At 61.1% G+C, this 20693-nt stretch carries 17 protein-coding genes; 7 read left to right on the forward strand and 10 right to left on the reverse strand.

Annotated features, from left to right (window positions below; all coding sequences use genetic code 11):
* Positions 1-84: 84 nt before the first annotated feature.
* From dapB to AAFH49_RS05780, 4 genes are all read right to left on the reverse strand, one after another.
* Positions 85-804 (reverse strand): 4-hydroxy-tetrahydrodipicolinate reductase, encoded by a 720-nt coding sequence (gene dapB / locus AAFH49_RS05765; RefSeq protein ID WP_342296551.1) that lies wholly within the window; start codon positions 802-804, stop codon positions 85-87.
* Positions 805-866: 62 nt separating this feature from the next.
* Entirely contained in the window at positions 867-1595 is a 729-nt protein-coding gene (locus AAFH49_RS05770; RefSeq protein WP_342296552.1) for a DUF5683 domain-containing protein, read from the reverse strand.
* Positions 1596-1706: 111 nt separating this feature from the next.
* On the reverse strand, positions 1707-2687 hold the full coding sequence (locus AAFH49_RS05775; RefSeq protein ID WP_342296553.1) for a ParB/RepB/Spo0J family partition protein: 981 nt from the start codon (positions 2685-2687) through the stop codon (positions 1707-1709).
* A 304-nt stretch (positions 2688-2991) separates the two neighbouring features.
* The gene (locus AAFH49_RS05780; RefSeq protein ID WP_342296554.1) at positions 2992-3798 is read right to left on the reverse strand and encodes a ParA family protein; all 807 of its coding nucleotides are present in this window, start codon (positions 3796-3798) and stop codon (positions 2992-2994) included.
* Positions 3799-3973: 175 nt separating this feature from the next.
* Here AAFH49_RS05780 and AAFH49_RS05785 point away from each other — a divergent pair, with 175 nt between their 5' ends.
* Positions 3974-5668 (forward strand): ABC transporter substrate-binding protein, encoded by a 1695-nt coding sequence (locus AAFH49_RS05785; protein ID WP_342296555.1) that lies wholly within the window; start codon positions 3974-3976, stop codon positions 5666-5668.
* Positions 5669-5749: 81 nt separating this feature from the next.
* The gene (locus AAFH49_RS05790; protein WP_342296556.1) at positions 5750-6541 is read left to right on the forward strand and encodes an alpha/beta hydrolase; all 792 of its coding nucleotides are present in this window, start codon (positions 5750-5752) and stop codon (positions 6539-6541) included.
* A 44-nt stretch (positions 6542-6585) separates the two neighbouring features.
* On the opposite strand, the gene AAFH49_RS05795 is transcribed toward AAFH49_RS05790, so the two are convergent.
* The 4 genes from AAFH49_RS05795 to AAFH49_RS05810 all read right to left on the reverse strand — a co-directional run bounded on the left by AAFH49_RS05795 (position 6586) and on the right by AAFH49_RS05810 (position 12647).
* Positions 6586-7122: a DUF6438 domain-containing protein gene (locus AAFH49_RS05795; protein ID WP_342296557.1), complete on the reverse strand. Its 537-nt coding sequence runs from the start codon at positions 7120-7122 to the stop codon at positions 6586-6588.
* Positions 7123-7343: 221 nt separating this feature from the next.
* Positions 7344-9131, reverse strand: coding sequence for a membrane protein insertase YidC (gene yidC / locus AAFH49_RS05800; RefSeq protein ID WP_342296558.1), 1788 nt, complete (start codon positions 9129-9131; stop codon positions 7344-7346).
* Positions 9132-9340: 209 nt separating this feature from the next.
* On the reverse strand, positions 9341-10987 hold the full coding sequence (locus AAFH49_RS05805; RefSeq protein ID WP_342296559.1) for a CTP synthase: 1647 nt from the start codon (positions 10985-10987) through the stop codon (positions 9341-9343).
* Between the two features lie 202 nt (positions 10988-11189).
* A complete protein-coding gene (locus AAFH49_RS05810; protein ID WP_342296560.1) occupies positions 11190-12647 on the reverse strand; it encodes an FG-GAP-like repeat-containing protein in 1458 nt (485 codons plus the stop codon).
* Positions 12648-12889: 242 nt separating this feature from the next.
* On the opposite strand from AAFH49_RS05810, the gene AAFH49_RS05815 reads away from it, so the two are divergent.
* The 3 genes from AAFH49_RS05815 to AAFH49_RS05825 all read left to right on the forward strand — a co-directional run bounded on the left by AAFH49_RS05815 (position 12890) and on the right by AAFH49_RS05825 (position 15933).
* A complete protein-coding gene (locus AAFH49_RS05815) occupies positions 12890-13063 on the forward strand; it encodes a hypothetical protein (RefSeq protein WP_342296561.1) in 174 nt (57 codons plus the stop codon).
* A gap of 213 nt (positions 13064-13276) precedes the next feature.
* On the forward strand, positions 13277-14887 hold the full coding sequence (locus AAFH49_RS05820; protein WP_342296562.1) for a Na+/H+ antiporter: 1611 nt from the start codon (positions 13277-13279) through the stop codon (positions 14885-14887).
* Between the two features lie 110 nt (positions 14888-14997).
* Complete coding sequence (locus AAFH49_RS05825; RefSeq protein ID WP_342296563.1) at positions 14998-15933, forward strand: hypothetical protein; 936 nt, start codon at positions 14998-15000, stop codon at positions 15931-15933.
* Between the two features lie 68 nt (positions 15934-16001).
* Here the strand turns inward: AAFH49_RS05825 and AAFH49_RS05830 are convergent, their stop codons facing one another.
* Both AAFH49_RS05830 and AAFH49_RS05835 read right to left on the reverse strand, forming a co-directional pair.
* On the reverse strand, positions 16002-16580 hold the full coding sequence (locus tag AAFH49_RS05830; RefSeq protein WP_342296564.1) for a helix-turn-helix domain-containing protein: 579 nt from the start codon (positions 16578-16580) through the stop codon (positions 16002-16004).
* Between the two features lie 267 nt (positions 16581-16847).
* On the reverse strand, positions 16848-17954 hold the full coding sequence (locus AAFH49_RS05835) for an NADH:flavin oxidoreductase (RefSeq protein WP_342296565.1): 1107 nt from the start codon (positions 17952-17954) through the stop codon (positions 16848-16850).
* 255 nt (positions 17955-18209) lie between these two features.
* On the opposite strand from AAFH49_RS05835, the gene AAFH49_RS05840 reads away from it, so the two are divergent.
* Entirely contained in the window at positions 18210-19640 is a 1431-nt protein-coding gene (locus tag AAFH49_RS05840) for a D-alanyl-D-alanine carboxypeptidase (RefSeq protein WP_342296566.1), read from the forward strand.
* A gap of 84 nt (positions 19641-19724) precedes the next feature.
* Positions 19725-20666, forward strand: a complete 942-nt coding sequence (locus tag AAFH49_RS05845; protein ID WP_342296567.1) for a GlxA family transcriptional regulator — start codon at positions 19725-19727, stop codon at positions 20664-20666.
* Positions 20667-20693 lie beyond the last annotated feature (27 nt).

The following is a 20693-nucleotide window of genomic DNA, read 5'->3' on the forward strand; positions in this document are numbered from 1 at the left end:
AGCTTAGGCTTGGCAATGAAAATCAGGCAAAGAAACGCAGCAGAATGCGAGGGCCGCTAACGCCAGCCCCAGAAACCGGAAGGACTACAAATCCAGCAGCTCTTTCATTCCGAAAACGCCCGGGCGGCCGGGTAGCCACTCGGCCGCCAGCAGCGCCCCGAGGGCGAAACCTTCGCGGCTGTGGGCCTCGTGCTTCAGCTCTAGCGTGTCCACGTCGGAGGTGTAAGTGACGATGTGCGTGCCCACCGCATCGCCGGTGCGCTCGCTGATGATGGCCAGCTCGGCGGGCGCTTCGGCGGGGGCGTTGCGCCAGGTGGTTTTGGCGGGGAAGTGGCGCAGGATGCCTTCGGCGGCCGTGAGGGCGGTGCCGCTGGGCTGGTCGATTTTCTGGGTGTGGTGGATTTCGCGCATCGCCACGTCATAGCCGCCAAACTGGGCCATCTTGGCCGCGATGTACTCGTTGAAATGGAAGAACAGGTTCACGCCCACGCTGTAGTTGGAGGCGTAGAACAAGCTGCCGCCCAACTCGGTGGTCAGCGCCCGGGCTTCCTCAAAATGATGCAGCCAGCCCGTGGAGCCGCACACCACGGGAATGCCCTGCCCGAGGCAGGTCATCACATTGGCAAAAGCCGAATCGGGGTGGGTGAATTCGATGGCGACATCGACGGTTTCCGGGGTGAAATCGGTAATGATGGACTGGCTGGCGTGCAGGTCCACGATGCCCGCGATTTCGTGCCCGCGCTGGGCGGCCAGCGCGCCAATGGTCTGTCCCATTTTGCCGTAGCCGATGAGGAGAATTTTCATTTGTTCAGGTAGTCGGAATGCAGTAAGTAGCAGGTAGAAAGGACAAAGCTGCTGAAACAGGTTTATTTCACCCGCAGCGCAAACATGACGCCGGGAGCCGTGGGCAGGAAGCTCGTTTGGCCGGGCACGGCCATCATTTTGGGTTCCCAGTGCAGGCTCAGGTCGTCGCTCACGTCAAAATCCTGGAGGTGAGCGTCAACCAGCGCATCTACGATTTGCAGGCCGTAGGCCAGGCCGATGTAGAGGTAGAAAATGTCGCGGTAGCCCCGATAGAATATTACGCCGCTGTTGAGGGCATCCACGCTTTTTACTTTCTCAGCCCCGCTCTTGAAGTCAGGGTCGAGGACTTTCTTTTTGCCGTCCGTCACCTGATTGTAGGCATAGGCAAAATCGCTGTAATGCTTCTGGTAGTACCATTCGCCGTAAATCACGCCACCCAGCGCCCCGTACACCAGCGGCAGCTTCCAGTAGCGGTGGTTGTAAATCTGGCCCGCGCCGGGCAGCACCAAGGCCAACATCGCTGCCTTGCCGGGCCGCGTGAGGCGAATGCCCTTGAAGCCGAAGGCCCGGAACATATGCTCGGTGCGCTTGGCCGAGTCGGCGGCGGCTTTTTGCTTTTTGGCGGCGGGCGTCACCACCACTTCCCGGCGCTCGGTGGTATCGGGTACGATGGTAGTGGGCGTGGCGGTAGTGCCGGGCGAAGTAAATACCTGCGCCTGAACACGGTAGTTGCTCAGTAAACTGCCAGCCAGCAGGGCAAAACCCGCGAGGTAGGAATATAGATTTTTCATGGCAAGCCTGTTAACGAGAAACGCCGGCGTTTAGCGCATGGGTCCACGAAGAGCGAAAAACAGCTGCCGCAATCCATCGACCCAGGCTGCGCAGCCGGCGGGGCAACGGGCTTACGACGGCTGCAGAATGTGTAGAATGCGCTGCATGTCCTCCACCGAATCGAAGGCGATTTTGATTTCGCCGTTGCCCTTAGGCGTGGGCCGCACCTGCACGCGCGAGCCAAACCGGTCGGTGAGGTGGCGCTCGGCGCGGCGGATTTCGGCCACCGGCACCGTCGACGGGGCAGGGGTGGTATCGCCCTCGGCTTTGGGCTTGGCCTCGGCACCACGGCCGTAGCCGTTGCGCACCAGTTCCTCCACGCGGCGCACGGAAAGCTCCTCGGCCACGGTTTTGCGGAACAGCTCAACTTGCAGCTTGGGGTCGTCGAGGCCGATGAGGGCGCGGGCGTGGCCCATGCTGATTTCGGCGTCGCGCAGGCCAATCTGCACGTCTGGCGGCAGCTTAAGCAAGCGCAGGTAGTTGGTCACGGTCGTGCGGTTCTTGCCCACACGGTCGCCCAGCTCTTCCTGGCGTAGGTTGCACTCGCTCAGCAGGCGCTGGTAGCTGAGGGCAATTTCGATGGCATTCAGGTTTTCGCGCTGAATGTTCTCAATCAGAGCCATTTCCAGCATTTGCTGGTCGTCGGCCTTGCGGATGTAGGCCGGAATCGTCTCCAAACCCGCCAGCTTGGAGGCCTGCAAACGGCGTTCGCCCGAAATCAGCTGGTAGGAGTTGGTGCCGAGCTGGCGCAGGGTCACGGGCTGGATAATGCCCTGAATTTTAATGCTATCGGCCAGTTCCTGCAACGCTTCTTTGTCGAAGTGGGTGCGCGGTTGGTAGGGGTTGGCCTCGATGTGCTCGACGGCGATGAAGCCCACCGAGTTGACGGGGTGCGACACCAGGCGGTCGCTGGAGCCGGGCCGGTCGCCTTTTTTGTCGTAGCTGCCTTCAATCAGGGCGTTGAGGCCCCGGCCCAGCCCACCTTTGCGTTTCACTGCGGCGGCGGCGGCCAGGGCAGCTTGCAATTTCTCTTCGTTCTTCTCTAGCGGCATAGTTCATCGGCCGCGCCCATAAAAGGCTTGCGGCAACGGATGTCAAAATTACGGATTGTTGGGCGAAGGGCAAGCCGATAAGTTTGACGCGGGCGGTTGCGGTTAAAATCAGGCCGATGAAAAGGCCCAGCGGGGCGATACATCGGTAGAAAATAGAGGTGTTGAGAACGGAAAAGCCCCGTGGGGGCGGCACTCGTTCAACGAAGGCCGCCCCCACGGGGCTTCTAGAATCTTAAGAATCCGGAGTTGCTACCGATATGTCGCCCCACTGGGGCTTCAGAATGGCTTTTAGGGGCGAACAAACTTAAATCCGCTCGTCCTCCGCCGTTTCCTCCGTGGCCTCCACGCTGTTTTTCTCCACAATCTCGCGGGCCAGGTTGAGGTAGCTGATGGAGCCTTTGCTCTCGGCGTCGTGCAGGATGACGGGGATGCCGAAGCTGGGCGACTCGCTCAGCTTCACGTTGCGGGGGATGATGGTGTCGAAGGCCAGCTGCTGGAAGTGCATCCGCACTTCTTCCACCACTTGGTTGGAGAGGCGCAGGCGCACGTCGTACATCGTAAGCAGGATGCCTTCGATTTCGAGCTCGGTATTGAGGCGGCTCTGAATGATTTTGATGGTATTCAGGAGCTTACCCAAGCCTTCGAGGGCGAAATACTCGCACTGCACCGGGATGATAACCGAATGCGCGGCCGTGAGGGCGTTGACCGTGATGAGGCCGAGCGAGGGCGAGCAGTCGATGATGATGAAGTCGTACTCGGCGGCGAGGGGGCGCAGGGCCTCCTTCATTTTTTCCTCGCGGTTGGGCAGGTTTATCATCTCCACCTCGGCGCCCACCAGGTCGATGTGGGAGGGCATGAGGTCGAGGTGGGGCAGAATGTTGGTGGGCACGATGATGTCGCGGGCATTAATGCCGTCCACCATGCACTCGTAGATGCTGTTCTGGATGTCCTTGGGGTCGTAGCCCACGCCCGAGGTGGCGTTGGCCTGGGGGTCGGCGTCGACGAGCAGGGTCCGGTAGTCCAGGGCGGCCAGGGATGCCGCGAGGTTAATGGAGGTAGTGGTTTTGCCCACACCGCCTTTCTGATTGGCTACCGCGATGATTTTTCCCATGAGTCTCTCTAGTTGTCAGTTGTTCGTTGTCAGTTGTTAGTCGTTCAGTGCTTCATCATCAGGTAGTGGGCTTTTTACGGCCTTTCAACTACTACCTGACAACAAACAACGGCCGACTAAAAACTAATAACTTTTGCCGTAGCATTGCACAAAGATACATTCTTTCCCTGTTCGCATGGCCCCTTTTTTGGCTCGTTGGGCTAGCTTATCGGCTAAACCTTTTGGATTCTGGCTGGGTGCGCTGGCGCTGGTCGGCTGCCACGACGCGGCCCGTCCGGCTGCCGACGAGCGCCGCGTATTCCGCTACAACCAGCCCGAGGCCTTGTCCTCGCTCGACCCCGCTTTTGCCCGCAACCAGGCCAATTCCTGGGCCGTTTCGCAGCTGTTCAATGGGTTGATGGAACTGGATTCGACCTTGCTGCCAGTGCCCGCACTGGCCCGGCGCTACTCGATTTCGCCCGATGGGCGGCAGTACACGTTTGTGCTACGGAAGGGCGTGCGGTTTCACGATAGCGACGTTTTTGCCGGTGGCAAGGGCCGGGAAGTGAAGGCCCAAGATTTTGTCTATTCCTTCAAGCGCATTCTGGATGCAGCCACGGCCAGCTCGGGCGGCTGGATTTTCCGGGGTAAGGTGCTGGAGAAGCCTGATGGCAGCATCAGCGACACGGCTTTCGTGGCGGCGAATGACTCCACGCTGCGCATTCATTTAAAGGAGCCTTTCATTCCGTTTCTGGGCATTCTCACCATGCCGTATACCTATGTGGTGCCGCATGAGGCCGTAGAGAAATACGGCAAGGATTTCCGCGAGCATCCGGTGGGTACGGGGCCGTTCCGGTTCAAGCTCTGGGATGAGGGCAACGTGCTGCTCTACGAGCGTAATCCCGACTATTGGAGAAGCGACCGACAGGGGCGCAAGCTGCCTTATCTGGATGCGGTAGCCGTGAGTTTCCTGCCCGACCGCAAAACCGAGTTTCTGACCTTTATGCAAGGCAAGCTGGATTTCCTGTCCGGTATCCGGGCCGGCTCGCGTGACCTGATTATGCACCCCGATGGCACCATTCGGGAGGATTTCAAGGGTAAGTTCACAGTGCAGAAAGCGCCGTACCTGAATACCGAGTACCTGGGCATTCAGCTCGATTCGGCCAATTTGATTGGGGAGCAGGCCATTCAGGGCCGGGCCTTGCGCGATAAGCGGGTGCGCCAGGCCCTGAACTACGCCCTCAATAAGCCCGAAATGCTGGCCTACCTGCTGAATCGGGTAGGTCATGCGGGCACCTCGGGCTTCGTGCCCACGGCGCTGCCTTCGTTCTCCGAAAAAGAAGTGCCCGGCTACACCTACCAGCCGCAGAAGTCCCGCCAGCTACTACGCGCCGCCGGCTACGGCCCGCAACGGCCGTTGAAGCTGCGCCTGAGCACCGTGCTGGAACGCAAGGAGATAGGCGAGTATTTGCAGAAGCAATGGGCTGACGTGGGCGTGCAGGTCCAGATTGATATCAACCAATCGGCCGCGCAACAGGATTTGGTGGACAATGGCCGTGTGGCCTTCTTCGCCAAAAGCTGGCTGGGCGACTATCCCGATGCGGAAAACTATCTGGCGCTGTTCTACAGCCCCAATTTCAGCCCCGCCGGCCCGGATAAAACGCACTTCAAAAACGCGGCCTACGATAAGCTCTACGACGAAGCCCGCCGCACCCAGGAAGTAGCCAAACGTACCAAACTGTACCAGGCCATGGACCGAATTGTGGTAGAAGAGTCGCCCGTTATCAGCCTATATTACGATGAGGTAGTACGCCTAACGCAGAATAACGTGCGCGGCCTCACCCCGAACCCGATGAACCAGCTGCTGTTGGAGCGGGTGCGCAAGGAATAGCTTTTCACCAAAACGGAACAAACGATGCGGTATCTGCGAATGATAGTAGCGACGGCAGCAATAGCAACTGCTGCAACAGGAATGGGCCAAGCGCAAACGGCGGCTCTAAGCGTGGCGGCTACCCCGCTGAACATCGGCCAAACCTTTACCATCGAATCCAAAGCGCTGGGCGAAACGCGGCGCATCAACGTGTACTTGCCGCCCGCCTACACCGACTCGGCCACGGTGCGGCTGCCGGTGCTGTATATGCCTGATGGTGGGATAGGGGAGGATTTTCTGCACGTCGCGGGCCTCGTGCAGGTGCTCACGGGCAATGGCACCATGCGGCCGTTCATTCTGGTCGGCATCGAAAATACCCAGCGGCGGCGCGACCTCACCGGCCCCACCACTAATGCTGAGGATAAGAAAATCGCACCTAAAGTGGGCGGCTCGGTGGCCTACCGCCAGTTTATCCGCGAGGAACTGATGCCGCAGGTGAAGCAACGCTACCGCACCACGGCCGAAACGGCCATCGTGGGCGAGTCGCTGGCTGGCCTGTTCGTGGTCGAAACCCTGCTGCTAGAGCCCAAATTGTTCAATACTTACCTCGCCTTCGACCCCAGCCTGTGGTGGAACAACGGCCAACTGGCCGCGCAGGCTGGTACGCTATTGCAAAAAAGCCGTCCGATGGCAACCGTGTACCTAGCCACCAGCATCCACGGTGACACGGCCGCCACGCGCCGCCTAATGGCGCTGGTCCGGCCCCAGGCGGCGCGCCTGGGCAACTGGTACTACGCGCCGATGCCGGAAGAAACGCACGCCACTATCTATCATCCGGCGGCACTGCGGGCGTTTCGGGTGGTGTTCAAGCCGCAAGCCAAAGCAGCACGGTAAAGGCATCCGGTAGCGTGGACTTTGTAGTTCGCGCTACGGCTATACTATTTCTCCAGCCCATTCAATTGGGCCAACTGGTCGAACTGCGTGGTGAGGTAGGTGAAATAGTTTTTCACGTTCTCGGGGGCGTTGTTTTCGGCCGTCACTTTTTTCAGCGTGCCGTCGGGCTGGCGGATGGTGACGATGGTGCTTGGCAGGTCGGTTGCGCCGCTCCGGTATTCTTTCTCGAAGGTTTCAAAGTGTGCCTCTTTGGCTTGGCGCAGCATATCGGCCACGGCGCTGGCGGGCAGCTTGAGGTCTTTCTTGCCCATCATTGGCACGGAGTGGCGGCCTTCGTAGGCCACGCGGCCATCGGCATATACCTGCATAATGTAGGCCGGGCAGCGCCCGTAGCAGGGCGTGCGCTCGAAGGTTAGAACCGGGCCGGCAGCAGTTGGTGTGACGACTTTGGTAGTGGTTACGGTCTTTTTAGCCGCTTTTTTGACCTTCACTTTTTTGGTGGTTGTGTGCTGAGCATTAGCCGGGAGCACGAGGCTGAAACCAAAGAAACCAAGTAACAGCAGGAGCGAGAGGAGGCGCATGGCGGTTGGGGTGAGGGATTGTAGGCGTAAAATTAGGCGAACAAAAAACGGTCATACGAAAACCATGCCTGGCGTTTCGAATGACCGTTTTGGGGGTAAACAGTAGAACGTCATGCTGAGCGAAGTCGAAGCATCTCTACCGCCAAAGTAATTATTTACTGCTGCGGTAGAGATGCTTCGACTTCGCTCAGCATGACGTTCTAACTATTCAATCGTTCTGATTACGACTTCTTGCGGGCCTGGGCCTCGCGTTCCTGCGCGGCTTTCATGGCTTCGGCAATGCGGCCCTGGATGCCGCCGGGCTTCTTGTCCTTGTTCTTGATTTTGTTGGCGTCGAGCTGGGCGCGGATTTTCGTGTCGTCCACGAAGGTTTTCGTGATAGCCTGCTGGGCGAAGGTGATGACGTTCGACACGAAGTAGTACCAGGTGAGGCCCGCCGCGAAGCTGTTCAGTACGAACAGGAAGATGATGGGCATCAGGTAGCTGTAGGTCTTCATCGGTCCCTGCATGGCCGTGTTGGTCTGGTTGCTCTGCCAGGTCATGAGCAGGGTCGAGGCCGTCATCATCAGCGTGAACATGGAAACGTGGTCGCCGTACCATTTCACGTAGAAAGGCAGCTTGATGAATACGTCGTAGCTGCTCAAGTCCTTGGCCCAGAGGAAGCTCTGCTGGCGCAGCTCAATGGCGTTCGGGAAGAACTGGAACATGGCGAACAGAATCGGCAGCGTGAGCAAGGTGGGCACGCAGCCGCTCAGGGGGCTCACGCCGAATTCCTGGTACAGCTTCATGGTTTCCTGCTGCACCTTGGTAGCGTCGTCGCCGTGCTTGGCTTTCAGCTCGTCAATCTCGGGCTTCAGCACTTTCATGCGGGCCTGACTCTCGTAGGTTTTGTAGGTGAGGGGCCAGGTTACCAGCTTGATTAGCAGTACCAATAGCGCGATAATCACGCCGTAGGACGAGATGAACTGTTCCAGGAAGTGGAACACCGGCAGCACCACGAAGCGGTTCACCCAGCGGAACAGGCCCCAGCCGAGGTACACGTTGCGGTCGAATTCCGGTGTCACGGCCTTCAGCAGGTTGAACGAGTTCGGGCCGAAGAAGAAGCGGTACTGGCCGCGGCCCTGCTCCACCTCCGCCACCGGAATGGTCAGCGTCGAGCTCAGCGTTTTGATGGTCAGAGAATCGGCCAAGTCCACGTCGGCGTTGAACGCGCCGCCCGCGAAGGGCTGCTGGTCGGCGATGAGGCCGGCCACGAAGAAATCGTGTTTGTGGGCAGCCCATTTCACGGGGCCGGCAGCCTTGTATTCCTCGGGCTTCTCGCTGGCTTCGGCCAGCGCGCCCTGGTCGCCGGCGGCCAGGTAGTGGTTGATGGTGGTGTGGTTGCGGTTCTGCTTGAGGTCCTGCTCAGTCTGGCGCACCTGGTCCACGAAGGTGAAGGTGAGCGGCTCCTGGGCCACGGTGCGCTCCAGGCCCAGCAGGCGCAGGTCGTACTTCAGCTCGAAGCTGTTGGCGGGCAGCGAGTACGTCTGCACGATGCTGCCACCGGCCACCGGGGCCGAGAACGTGAGCACCGAACCAGCGGCCGCCTGCGAAGGCACGGCCTGGAAATTCAAATCCGAAAACTTGATGGTTTTGCCATCTACGGTGCGGAATTTGGTGTCCATGCGGGCGCTCTTTGCATCGAACAAATCGAGCGGTTGGCCGAAGAACGTCTTGTACTTATTCATCCGCACGGCCGTCACGCGGCCACCACGGGTCGAGAAGGTGATGGTCAGGTTCTCGTTGGCAAGGGTCACGTCCTTGGCCGCGCCGGACGTGGTATCGAGGGCGGCTTCCGGGGCCAGGGCCGTGGGGGCGGCGGGGGTGGCTCCGGCCTGAGCGGCGGCGGTGGTAGCAGCCGGGGTTTTGCCGGCGGCTTTTTCATCCGTTTTCTTCGGGCTGAAGAAGAACAGGTACACGAGGAGCAAGGCCGAGATAAGGAACAGGCCGGTTGCTGAATTTCTATCCATTAGTAAAAAAGGTTGCGAAGGGGCAAAGGTAACGCTGCGCTCAAGGAAGAATGAGGAATTAGGAATGAAGAATGAAGTCGCCTGTCATCCTGAGCTTGCGAAGGACCTTATCGCGTTTCATTGTCTGCCATTACAGCAAACCCGTTCAGCGGTGATAAGGTCCTTCGCTCTGCTCAGGATGACAGGCGACTCGCGACGATGCAGACGACTTAACCCTTCCTATGTTGGATGGCTGCCCGCACAAACCGTACGAACAGCGGGTGCGGCTGCTCCACGGTGCTTTTCAGCTCGGGGTGGAACTGGCCGGCCACGAACCAGGGGTGCGTGGGCAGCTCAATTACCTCCACCAAGCCGGTTTCTGGGTTGGTGCCGGTGGCTTGCAGGCCGGAGTCCTCGAACTGCTTCAGGTACTGGTTATTGAACTCGTAGCGGTGGCGGTGGCGCTCGCTGATGTGGTTTTTGGCGTAGGCTTTGGCGACTTTCGAGCCGCGGCGCAGGTCGCAGGCGTAAGCGCCGAGGCGCATGGTGCCACCTTTCAGGGTCACGTTTTTCTGCTCTTCCATCATGGCCACCACGGGGTTGGGCGTGAGGGCGTCCATCTCGGTCGAGTTGGCATCGAGCATTCCGAGGACGTTGCGGGCGTACTCCACCACGGCCACCTGCATGCCCAGGCAGATGCCGAAGAACGGAATGTTGTGCTCCCGCACGTAGCGCACGGCCACGATTTTGCCTTCAAAACCCCGCTCGCCGAAGCCGGGGGCTACCAGCACGCCGTCGCAGCCGTGGAGCAGGCCGGCGATGTTTTCGGGCGTGATGTTATCCGATTGAATGCTGCGTACCGTCACCTTGCACTCGTTCTGGGCGCCGGCGTGCACGAAGGCTTCGTTGATGGATTTGTAGGCATCGGGCAGCTCCACGTACTTGCCCACGAGGGCAATGGTCACTTCCTCGGTGGGGTTTTTCAGCTTGCCGAGGAAGTCTTTCCAAGCTTCCAAATCGGGCTGCAAGGTGCCGCCGGTCAGCTTCAGGCGCTTGATAACCCGCTCATCGAGGCCCTCTTTGCGCATCAGCAAGGGTACCGAATAAATGCTGTCGGCATCGAGGCTTTCGATAACCGAGTTGATTTTGACGTTGCAGAACAGCGCGATTTTGCGGCGCATCTCGGGCGGCATGGGGTGCTCGGTGCGGCAGACGAGGATGTCGGGCTGGAGGCCGGCCTCGCGCAAATCGCGCACCGAGTGCTGCGTGGGCTTGGTTTTGAGCTCCCCAGCGGCTTTCAGATACGGCACCAGCGTGAGATGGATAACCAGCGAGTCGGCATCGGGCAGCTCCCAGCGGAGCTGGCGCACGGCCTCCACGAAGGGCAGGCTCTCGATGTCGCCGATGCAGCCGCCGATTTCGGTGATGACCACGTCGAACTGGCCGTTCTGGCCCAGCAATAGCATGCGCCGCTTGATTTCGTCGGTGATGTGGGGCACTACCTGCACGGTTTTACCGAGGAACGCGCCTTCGCGCTCGCGGCGGATGACGTGGTCGTAGATGCGGCCGGTGGTGACGTTGTTGGCCTGCGAGGTGGGCGTGTTCAGGAACCGCTCGTAGTGGCCGAGGTCGAGGTCGGTTTCGGCCCCGTCGTCGGTCACGTAGCACTCGCCGTGCTCGTACGGGTTGAGCGTACCGGGGTCGATGTTGATGTAGGGGTCGAACTTCTGGATGGTGACTCGGAACCCGCGGGCCTGCAAAAGCTTGGCCAGCGAGGCGGAAATAATTCCTTTGCCGAGTGAAGAAGTGACGCCGCCGGTAACGAAAATGTATTTCGCTGCCGACGCGGAGGGGGAGGGGTTGGAGCGTTCGGGCATGACGGGAGTCAAAAGTACGGCAGCGGAAGTTGGGAAGCCGGGGAAAAGCGCCGGCCATTGCGCGCCGGCCAGCCACTATGATACGCAATGGCCTGAGTCGCTACGGCTCTGGTTGCTCTCCATCATCGCCAAAAAAGCCCCAGCTGCCGAGCGGCAACGGGGCTTTCTATCAGTAAGAGTAAGAGTATCGGCTGTTGGCAAGTTATTCGAGCACCACGCGCTTGGTTAGCGTGTGGCTGCCGGCCTGCACCCGCAGGGTGTACAAGCCCGGGGCCAGGCCGGTGGTGGCAAAGGAAAATGTTTCGTCGGCAAGTAGCCCGGCGTCTTGCTGACACACTACCTGGCCTAGCGCATTCAGCAATTCAGCTCGCGCAGAAGCGGCACCCCGGGCGGCGGGCAGCTGCACCTTGAAGCCGCCGTGCGCCGGGTTGGGAAACAGGGATGCCTCGGCTACTTCGGCACCGGGCGCGGCGGCCAGGGGCGTAAAAGTGCCAGTGTTGAGTAATACCCCGGCCGTGCCATTACCAGAGTTGGCGGCCACGATATCAAGTCGGCCATCACCATTCACATCTGCTACGGCTATGCCAATGGGATAATCACGAATAGTGGCGGTTAAGTAGTTGCTGACGGCGGCAAATCCCCCACTGGCCAACCCCAGCAGCACCCCCACGGTGCCGGCACTGGAATTGGTCGTCACGATATCCCGTCGGCCATCGCCATTCATGTCGGCCACGGCCACGCTGCGGAGGTCAGAGCCGCTGGGATAAGTGCTGACAGTAGCAAATCCCCCACTGACCTGCCCCAGCAGCACCCCCACGGTGCCGGTTCCGTTGTTGGCCGTCACGATGTCTAATCGGCTATCGCCGTTCACGTCGGCCACGGCCACATCATTGGGAAAGTTACCGCCAGCCGAGTAAGAGTTGACGGCGGCAAATCCCCCACTGGCCAGCCCCAGCAGCACCCCCACGGCGCCGGTTCCGTTGTTGTAGTTAGATGTCACAATATCCAGCCGTCCGTCGCTGTTAACATCAGCCACAGCCACACCAGCGGGACCAATGCCCGTCGAATAGGTGCTAACGGCGGCAAATCCCCCACCGGCCTGTCCCAGCAGCACCCCGGCTGAGTTGCTGTAGTAGTTTGCTGTTACGAGGTCAACTCGCCCATCCTGGTTTATGTCAGCCACAACCACGCTACGTGGGTTGCTGTTGGCTCCGGTAGGGTAGGTGCTGACGGCGGCAAATCCCCCGCCGACTTGTCCCAGCAGCACCCCGGCTGAGCTGCCAATGAGGTTGGCCGTCACGATGTCGGGGCGGCCGTCGCCGTTCACGTCGGACACCGCCACACTCGCGGGCTGGCTGTTGGTGCCGGCTGAGTAAGAGGTGACGGCGGCAAAGCCCCCGCCGGCTTGCCCCAGCAGTACCCCCACGGCGTTGGTACCCCCGTTGGCTGTCACGATGTCCGGCTGGCCATCGTTGTTTAAGTCGGCCACAGCAACATCACTGGGACTGCTATAGGCACCAGTTGAATAAACACTAGGCATGGCGAAGCTAGCCGGTGCCGGCATCTGCGCGTGGGCCGCGCCGGCCGTGGCCAGCAGCAGTCCCAGAGTCGCCAGAGGGCGGGCCGGGCGTGCAACAATAAATGGGGAGAAGTGAGGCATAGTAAAAGACTGGAAGAGAAATAAAAAGTTAGGAGCCGCAGAATTGGGCCATCCGCAACAAGGACTTTTGGGCAAAGTAACGACCCACGCGGCCCAGCCGCACCGGCCTGAAAAGCTGAATGTGAATTATTTCGGTCCGTGCCTCACCCCAAAACCAGTGGCAAACGGCAGTTGCCGCAACAACTCACGCGCCATCCCGCATCTGGTATTGCAAACGATTGGGGAAATGCGTACATTTATTAATGGCAAATTTCATCAATCACCTCGTCCAATCCTGGGGCCTGGCCCCGGTGCATTACTGGCACCTGCGCCTGCTAACGGCTCTATTGCTCACGCCCTTGCTGGGGGTGCTCTACGTGGTGCTTTTCGATAGGCCCAGGCGCCCGACGGTGGGGCGGAAGCTGTGGCATTTCTAAGAGAAATTTCAGGTGAACGGAGCCGGGTGTGGGCATCGGCTGATACAATAAGCCCGTCATGCAGAGCGCAGCGAAGCATCTCTACCGCAATAGTAATTTGATTTACTACTGCGGTAAAGATGCTTCGCTGCGCTCTGCATGACGTTCTATAGCTATCCAACGCACTTGCTTCGCCTAGCGTTTCTTTGGGTTGTTGAACCCAGTCCCGGCCCTATGCTGCACGAAAGCTTACTCCTCATTCTCGGCCTGCTGTTCGCCGTGTTTCTTCTGGTGATGCTGGGGCAGAAGCTGGGCATTTCCTACCCCATTTTCCTGGTGCTGGGCGGACTGGGGCTGAGTTTTGTGCCCGGCCTGCCGCGCGTGGCCATCGCGCCGGATTTGATTTTCCTGATTTTCCTGCCGCCGCTGCTCTACGAAGCGGCCTGGAATACTTCCTGGAAAGACTTCTGGCGCTGGCGGCGAGCCATTGGGCTGCTCGCGTTCGGGCTGGTGGCGTTCACCTCGCTCATCGTGGCGTATGTGGCGCGGGCCGTCATTCCAGGGTTCACACTGGGGCTGGGGTTTTTGCTGGGCGGCATTATTTCGCCGCCCGATGCCGTGGCGGCCACGTCGGTGCTGCGCGGCATCAAGGTGCCCCGGCGGGTGACGGCCATTCTCGAAGGGGAGAGCTTGATTAATGACGCCAGCAGCTTGATTGTGTTCCGGTTTGCGCTGCTGGCGGTGCTTTCGGGGGCGTTTGTATGGCAGAAGGCAGCCACCAGCTTTTTGCTGACCAGCGGCATGGGGCTGGTGGTGGGGCTGGGCGTGGCGTATGGCTTTTTCCTCATCCATAAATACCTGCCCACCACGCCCAGCATCAACACGGTACTCACCTTCATGGCGCCCTACGTGATGTACCTGCTGGCCGAGGAATTTCACTTTTCGGGCGTGCTGGCGGTGGTGAGCGGCGGGCTGTTGCTTTCGCATTTATCGCACCGGGTGTTCGATGCCAATACGCGCCTGCAGGCCAACAGCGTATGGGCCAGCGTGAGCTTCGTGCTCAATGGGCTGGTGTTTATCCTCATCGGCTTGCAGCTGCCCATTGCGGTGGAAGGGTTGGGCAATTATTCCTTGCAACAGGCCATTACCTACGGCTTGCTGATGAGCGGGCTGGTGATTGTGATTCGGCTGCTGTGGATGTATCCGGCGGCTTTTATTCCGCGTTTTTTGAGCCGGAGCATCCGCAACAGCGAGCCCAGTCCGGGCTGGCAGGGCACGCTGGTGCTGGGCTGGGCGGGCATGCGCGGGGTGGTGTCGCTGGCCTCGGCGCTGTCGGTGCCGCTGCTGGCGGCCGATGGGCAGGCGTTTCCGCAGCGCAACCTGATTCTGTTCATCACCTTCGTGGTCATTCTGGTCACGCTGGTGCTCCAGGGCCTTTCGCTGCCGGCCATCATCCGCTTCACCAGAATAGCCGAGCGCGACGATAGTACGCCCCTTGAAGAGCAGGAGGCCGGTGTGCGCCTGCACCTGCGCACCGCCGCCGTGAAACACCTGAAGCGTCAGTACCCCGCCGAGTTGGCCGCCAATGAGCTGGTGGCCCGCCTCCAGCAGCGCATGGAAACCGAGGTTAGCCTCACCACCCGCACCCTCAATTCGCTGGAAGTAGATGAGTCGGGCCGCGATGCCCTGCGCCAGTACCACATGGTACTGCTCGACGTGCTGCAAGTGGAGCGCGAGGCGCTGGAGCACCTGCGCCACCACGACTCGTTCGATGAGGAAGTATTGCGCCAGCAGGAAGCCCAGCTCGATTTGGACGAGGCCAAGGTGAAGCACATCGAACGGTAGGGGCGGGGCCAGCCCCGGTAGCGCTGTTGCACTGAAGGGCACGAGCCGCTGTGGCGGCCCGGCGTTATTCGTTTATTGCGGCCGGTTTCCTTTCACCTCTTCCCTTTCGCATGAGTCTTTATTACCAGCCTTCCAATAAAATGCCCCTTGGGGGCGTGCTACTGTTTTTGCTGGGTGGTGTGCTGGCGGCGGCCGTGCTGGCATTCGTCTACATATATGCCGTCTGGTACATTCCGTTTGTCTACATCAACTTCTTTATCTGCCTGGGTTTTGGGTTGGTATTGGGCGGGATTTTGCTGCTGCTGGCGCGCGCCGGCAAGCTGCGTAGCCCCAAAGGTGTGGCCGTGCTGGCCGTGTTGGTGGGCCTGGCCGCTATCTACCTGGAGTGGAGCGTGTACCTCACGCTGCTCTTCAATACCGAAACCACCGGCACCGGCCGCGATGCCGATACCAGCACCTCGTTCAGCGCGGCCCTGTTTGGGGATGTGCTCACCCATCCGGCCGCGATGTGGGCCGCCATTGACAAAATCAACGCAACGGGTACTTGGTCTTTAAAAGGAGCTACGCCCTCGGGCGCGTTTCTGTGGTTTGTGTGGGTGGTTGAGCTGGTCATCATACTCGGCGGGGCTTACCTGATGGCCAGCTCGCAGGCCGATGAGCCTTTCTCGGAGCTCACCAACGAGTGGGCCGATGAAGAAGCCCTGGCCCATCCAATTGCCTACGCCCACGATGCGGCCCAAACCCGGGCCTCTCTCGAAACCGGCCAGTTCCGGACCCTGCTGCCCCACGTAGCGCAGTCCGCAGTAGCCCCCTTTGCCCGCCTCAAGCTGCACCGCGTGGCCAACGACCCCGGCTGCCAGTACCTGACGCTGGAAAACGTGACCCCCAAAGTCGACGACAAAGGCAAAGCCTCCGAATCGACGGCCACCGTGGTGCAGCACCTGGCCATTTCGCCCGCCGCCTACGACGAGCTGAAGGCCCGGTTCGGGACCGCCCCGGTGGCCGCCGCATCGGCCGGGCAGCCCGAGGCCGCAGTGCTGAAGTAGCCCGTTCCCCGCCAGAAACAGCTGCTGCCGCGCCGCCTGCTTTCGGGTTTCAGTACGTTGTGGAGTTGCTACTCCGCGAGGAGCGCGGCCAGTGCCGCCGCTTCCGTCTCCAGCGCTTCGGCCTGCAACCGGAGCAGGTGAAAACGGGCCGCATCGTCGGGCGTGAAGGCGGTGGCCCAGAGTTGCGCGAGCTCGCGCGGGTAGGTGAAGCGCGACCAGTCGCCGGGCGGAGCAGGGTCGGGCGCGGCCGGGGGCAGGGCAGCCAGCAGTGCGGGCAGGGCAGCTTGCCAGCGCAGGCCCACGGCGGCCCGCTGGTGCAGGGAGCGTAGCTCGTAACGCAGGTTGGCCGCCCGCCACACGCAGTAGGCGCGGCGGGCTTCGAGGGGGCCGGGGGCCGGCGCGGTGGGCAGGGCGGGGGGCGGCTCCGGGATGCCCAGCACCAAGTGCAGCGCGCCATCGGGTACCAGAGCCAGCAGGGGCGCGGCGCGCTCGTGCACCGCCCGACTCATGGCGCGCCGGTTGGCTTCGAGGTTGGCCAGCAGGCTACGGCTGATGCCCAGAAAGTCGGCCAGTTCCTGCTGCGGCAGGCCCAGGTACTGCCGCATAACGGCCAGCCGGGAATCGGGGAAATTGGAAGGGCGGGCCATGAAGCGGGAGTGGCTTGAAACTTATTCGACTAAAAATAAGGAATATGTTTCAAGGTTTGAAACATATCTGTAAAAAAATGCGAATATGTTTCAGGGCCATCATGGGCTGCTCAGGCCGGTGTAGGGGCGGGGGCAGGCCCCGCCCCTACATCGTACACTCTCCTGCGAATCGCTCTATAGCAAAAAATCCCAGCCACCGCGTTGCCGGGCGACTGGGATTCTACGTTTTTCAAGCCCCGAAAAGCGGCCCGCTCACCTGCCGGAATATTACACCAATGTGCGCAGCGCCTCGCGGCTGAAGCCTACCATCTCGTCGGCGCGGCCCTGCTCGATTTTCTCCACCCAGTTCGGGTCCACAATCAGCTGGCGGCCCACGGCCACGAGGTCGAATTCGTTGCGGTCGAGCCGGCGCAGCAGCTCCTCAATGCCCTGCGGCTCGGACGCTTCGCCCGCGAAGCCGGCCAGGAATTCGCCCGAGAGGCCCACCGAGCCCACGGTGATGGTGGTTTTGCCGGTGAGCTTTTTCACCCAACCGGCGAAGTTCAAATCGGAGCCTTCGCTTTCGAACTCGGGCTCCCAGAAGCGGCGCTGCGAGCAGTGGAAAATGTCCACGCCGGCCTCAGCCAGGGGCTGGAGCCAGGCTTCCATTTCCTGGGGTGTGTGGGCCAGTTTGGCGGTGTAGTCCTGCTGCTTCCACTGCGAGAGGCGCAGGCTGATGACGAAATCCTCGCCTACCGCCCGGCGTACCTCCTTCACTAATTCCACGGCGAGGCGGCTGCGCTGGGTGAGGTTGTCGCCACCGTAGGCATCGGTGCGCTCGTTCAGGCCGGCCCAGAAAAACTGGTCGATGAGGTAGCCGTGCGCCCCGTGCAGCTCCAGGCAGTCGAAGCCCAGGCGCTTGGTATCGGCGGCGGCACGGGCAAAGGCGGCGATGGTGTCAGTGATATCGTTTTCGGTCATGGCCTTGCCGGTGGCTTGGCCAGGCTTGATGAGGCCAGAGGGCCCTTCGAAGTTTTCCGACGGCTTCCAGCCCGAGCGGTGCTCGGCCATCACGCCCATGTGCCAGAGCTGCGGGCCCATTTTGCCCCCGGCGGCGTGCACTTCGTCGATGACGTGCTGCCAGCCGGCCAGCGCGGCTTCGCCGTAGAAATGCGGGATGTTGGGGTCGTTGGACGAGGCCGGGCGCTCGACCACCGTGCCTTCGGAAAGGATGAGGCCGACCTGGCCCTCGGCGCGGCGGCGGTAGTAGGCGGCCACGTCCGCGCCCGGCACGCCGTTGGGCGAGAAGGAGCGGGTCATGGGGGCCATCACAATGCGGTTTTTGAGTTGGAGGGATTTCAGCGCGAAGGGCGCGAAGAGGGCGTTAGTGGACATAATATGCGGTTGCTTTCTGCGTATGATGGAAAAGTTGACAACAACCGAGTGGGAGGGATTTTGATTTATATAACCTCACGCAGGCCGTCATGCTGAGCGCAGTCGAAGCATCTCTACCGCAATACTAAATCTGATTCGTTGCGCGGTAGAGATGCTTCGACTGCGCTCAGCATGACGGCCTGTTTATCATTTTAAACGCGCAAATTCTCCCCCAAAAAGCCACCCCAGCCCCGTTTGCTGCGTAAGTTGCGGCCCATGCTACGTCCGCTCTATTTCCTGCTGCTACTTACTATTGGTACCACCCAATTATCGGCCTGCGCCCAGGCTCCCGAGAAGCCACCGGTGGCCGCCGCGCCGCTGCCCGGCCCGCGCCTGCCCTGGCTCGATTCGCTGCTGGCGGCCTCGCCGGTGCTAGCCCAGCACCAGGTGGGCATGAGCCTGGCCTACGCCGACAGCACCCGGCCATTCTACGGCTTTCAGGAAACCAAGTATTTCACGCCGGCCAGCAACATGAAGCTGTTCAGCTTCTACACCGGCCTGCACCTGCTCGGCGACTCGCTGCCCAGCCTGCGCTATTTCAGCCGCAACGACACCCTGTTTTTCCAGGGCACCGGCGACCCCACCCTGCTGCACGGCGACGTGCCCAGCCGCCGCGCCTTCAATTTCCTGCTGCACCGGCCCGAAAAAAGCCTGGCCTATTGCGCCATAGCCTGCGTGGCCCCCTTCGGCCCCAGCTGGACCTGGGACGACTACGGCTACTATTTCCAGCCTGAGCGCGATGCCTTCCCAATTTACGGCAACACCGTGCGCTTTTACGCCACGCCGCCCCCGCCGGCCCGCGCTGGGGGCGTGGCGGCCGTGCGCCCGGGACTGGCGGCGCAGTCGCGGGTGCGGGTGCTGCCGCGCTTTTTCGCGCCGCTGGTGGGGCCGGCCGGCCCAGATTTGCTTACGCCGGGACTAGATAAGGACACGCACGTCATCCGGGCTTTGCACGAAAACCGCTTCTACGTGCTGCCTACCACCAAAAAGTGGGTCGATGAAACCCCCTTCGTGACCAGCAGCGGGCTGATGCTGCGGCTGCTGGGCGACACCCTGCGCCGTGCCACCACCGGGGCCATCTGGCGGCCCCGGCCGGGGCTGGACTCTATCCGGACACTCAACGGGCTGCGCGTCGACTCCCTCTACCGCCGCATGCTGCGCGTGAGCGACAACTTCCTGGCCGAGCAGCTGCTGCTGATGTGCAGCACCAAAATCGGGAAGCACGACTCGCTCAGCACTGGCCGCGTGATTCGCTACGCCCGCAAAAACCTGCTCACCGGCCTGCCCGACCCGGTTTTCTGGGTCGATGGCTCCGGCCTCTCGCGCCTCAACCTCATCACGCCGCGCACCCTCACCGCGCTGCTGCTCAAGCTGCACCAGGAAGTACCCGAGCGCCGCCTGCTGAGTCTGCTGGCGGCCGGCGGCGGCCAGGGCACCCTGCGCAAGCGCTACCACGATGCCACCGGCCCCTGGGTGTGGGGCAAAACCGGCACCCTCAGCAACAACCTCAACGTGTGCGGCTACCTACGCACCAAAAGCGGCCGGCTGGTGGCCTTCACCTTCATGAACAACAACCACGTGGTGGACAGCGGCGACATGCGCAACGAAGTGGAGCGGGTGCTGCGCCAGGTGCGCGAGCGGCTGTAAAAACGTTGTCTGGATATGTCCGGTGAATGGCGGATGGTTGAATTTCTGAGCCAGTACTTTTGACTCAGAAATTCAACCATATAAATGAAAATCTTGCCCCACGTTGTGTTTGTAGTGCCGCCGGGCGTGCACCTGCTCGATTTAACGGGACCGGTGCAGGTTTTCTACGAAGCGGCCGAATATGGCCGGCCGTATCAGCTTACGTATTGTTCCTATGCCGGTGCTGTGAGCACCAGCTCGGCCGGTTTGGGCCTGGGGCCGCTGGTGCCTGTTGAGGATGTTCAGGTTGAAGCCGGCGATTTCATTTTCGTGCCCGGGGTGGACATGGAATACCTGCGCTCCGCCGCGTTCAGGCAGGAGGGAAGCGGCTTTTTTGCCTGGCTGCGCGAGCAGTACGCGCGGGGCATCCGCATTTGCTCGGTGTGCACCGGCGCGTTTATCCTGGCCGAGGCCGGGCTGCTGGACGGCCGCAAATGCACCACGCACTGGAAGCGCCTGGCAGAATTGCAGGCGCGCTACCCGCTGGTGCTGGCCCAGGCCGACCAGCTATTTGTGCAGGCCGCAAACCTGTACACCAGCGCGGGAATCACGGCCGGTATCGACCTGGCCCTGTACCTGTTGGAAGAAGCCCACGGGCCATTATTCGCCACCAAAATAGCCCGCGAGTTGGTGGTGTACGCCCGGCGCGGGGCCGGCCACAGCCAGCAGAGCATCTACCTCGACTACCGCAGCCACCTCAATTCGGCCGTGCACCACGTCCAGGACTGGCTTACCGATAACCTGGCCGCCGGGGCCACCCTCGACACCCTGGCCGAACTGGTGCATATGAGCCCGCGCACGCTTACCCGCACCTTCCGGCAGGCCACCGGGCTCACGCTCAACGAATACACCACTGCCCTGCGCCAGGAGCTGGCCCGCACCCTGCACCGCAACCCGGCCCTGACCCGCGAAGCCATCGCGGCCCAATGCGGCTTCCGCAACGTGCGGCAGCTCCAGCGCATTCTGCCCAAGCCCGTGACGGGCTGATTTCAACTCGATTTCTGACTAATAAAC

This window comes from Hymenobacter segetis, from assembly GCF_038448715.1.
Lineage (GTDB): Bacteria > Bacteroidota > Bacteroidia > Cytophagales > Hymenobacteraceae > Hymenobacter > Hymenobacter segetis.

Coding starts and splice junctions, on each gene's coding strand:
- AAFH49_RS05810 (WP_342296560.1), bottom strand. CDS start 12,647: ATGCCTCACTTCTCCCCATTTATTGTTGCACGCCCGGCCCGCCCTCTG.
- AAFH49_RS05795 (WP_342296557.1), bottom strand. CDS start 7,122: ATGCGCCTCCTCTCGCTCCTGCTGTTACTTGGTTTCTTTGGTTTCAGC.
- AAFH49_RS05780 (WP_342296554.1), bottom strand. CDS start 3,798: ATGGGAAAAATCATCGCGGTAGCCAATCAGAAAGGCGGTGTGGGCAAA.
- AAFH49_RS05835 (WP_342296565.1), bottom strand. CDS start 17,954: ATGTCCACTAACGCCCTCTTCGCGCCCTTCGCGCTGAAATCCCTCCAA.
- AAFH49_RS05825 (WP_342296563.1), top strand. CDS start 14,998: ATGAGTCTTTATTACCAGCCTTCCAATAAAATGCCCCTTGGGGGCGTG.
- AAFH49_RS05815 (WP_342296561.1), top strand. CDS start 12,890: ATGGCAAATTTCATCAATCACCTCGTCCAATCCTGGGGCCTGGCCCCG.
- AAFH49_RS05845 (WP_342296567.1), top strand. CDS start 19,725: ATGAAAATCTTGCCCCACGTTGTGTTTGTAGTGCCGCCGGGCGTGCAC.
- AAFH49_RS05830 (WP_342296564.1), bottom strand. CDS start 16,580: ATGGCCCGCCCTTCCAATTTCCCCGATTCCCGGCTGGCCGTTATGCGG.
- dapB (WP_342296551.1), bottom strand. CDS start 804: ATGAAAATTCTCCTCATCGGCTACGGCAAAATGGGACAGACCATTGGC.
- AAFH49_RS05785 (WP_342296555.1), top strand. CDS start 3,974: ATGGCCCCTTTTTTGGCTCGTTGGGCTAGCTTATCGGCTAAACCTTTT.
- AAFH49_RS05840 (WP_342296566.1), top strand. CDS start 18,210: ATGCTACGTCCGCTCTATTTCCTGCTGCTACTTACTATTGGTACCACC.
- AAFH49_RS05820 (WP_342296562.1), top strand. CDS start 13,277: ATGCTGCACGAAAGCTTACTCCTCATTCTCGGCCTGCTGTTCGCCGTG.
- AAFH49_RS05775 (WP_342296553.1), bottom strand. CDS start 2,687: ATGCCGCTAGAGAAGAACGAAGAGAAATTGCAAGCTGCCCTGGCCGCC.
- yidC (WP_342296558.1), bottom strand. CDS start 9,131: ATGGATAGAAATTCAGCAACCGGCCTGTTCCTTATCTCGGCCTTGCTC.
- AAFH49_RS05770 (WP_342296552.1), bottom strand. CDS start 1,595: ATGAAAAATCTATATTCCTACCTCGCGGGTTTTGCCCTGCTGGCTGGC.
- AAFH49_RS05805 (WP_342296559.1), bottom strand. CDS start 10,987: ATGCCCGAACGCTCCAACCCCTCCCCCTCCGCGTCGGCAGCGAAATAC.
- AAFH49_RS05790 (WP_342296556.1), top strand. CDS start 5,750: ATGGGCCAAGCGCAAACGGCGGCTCTAAGCGTGGCGGCTACCCCGCTG.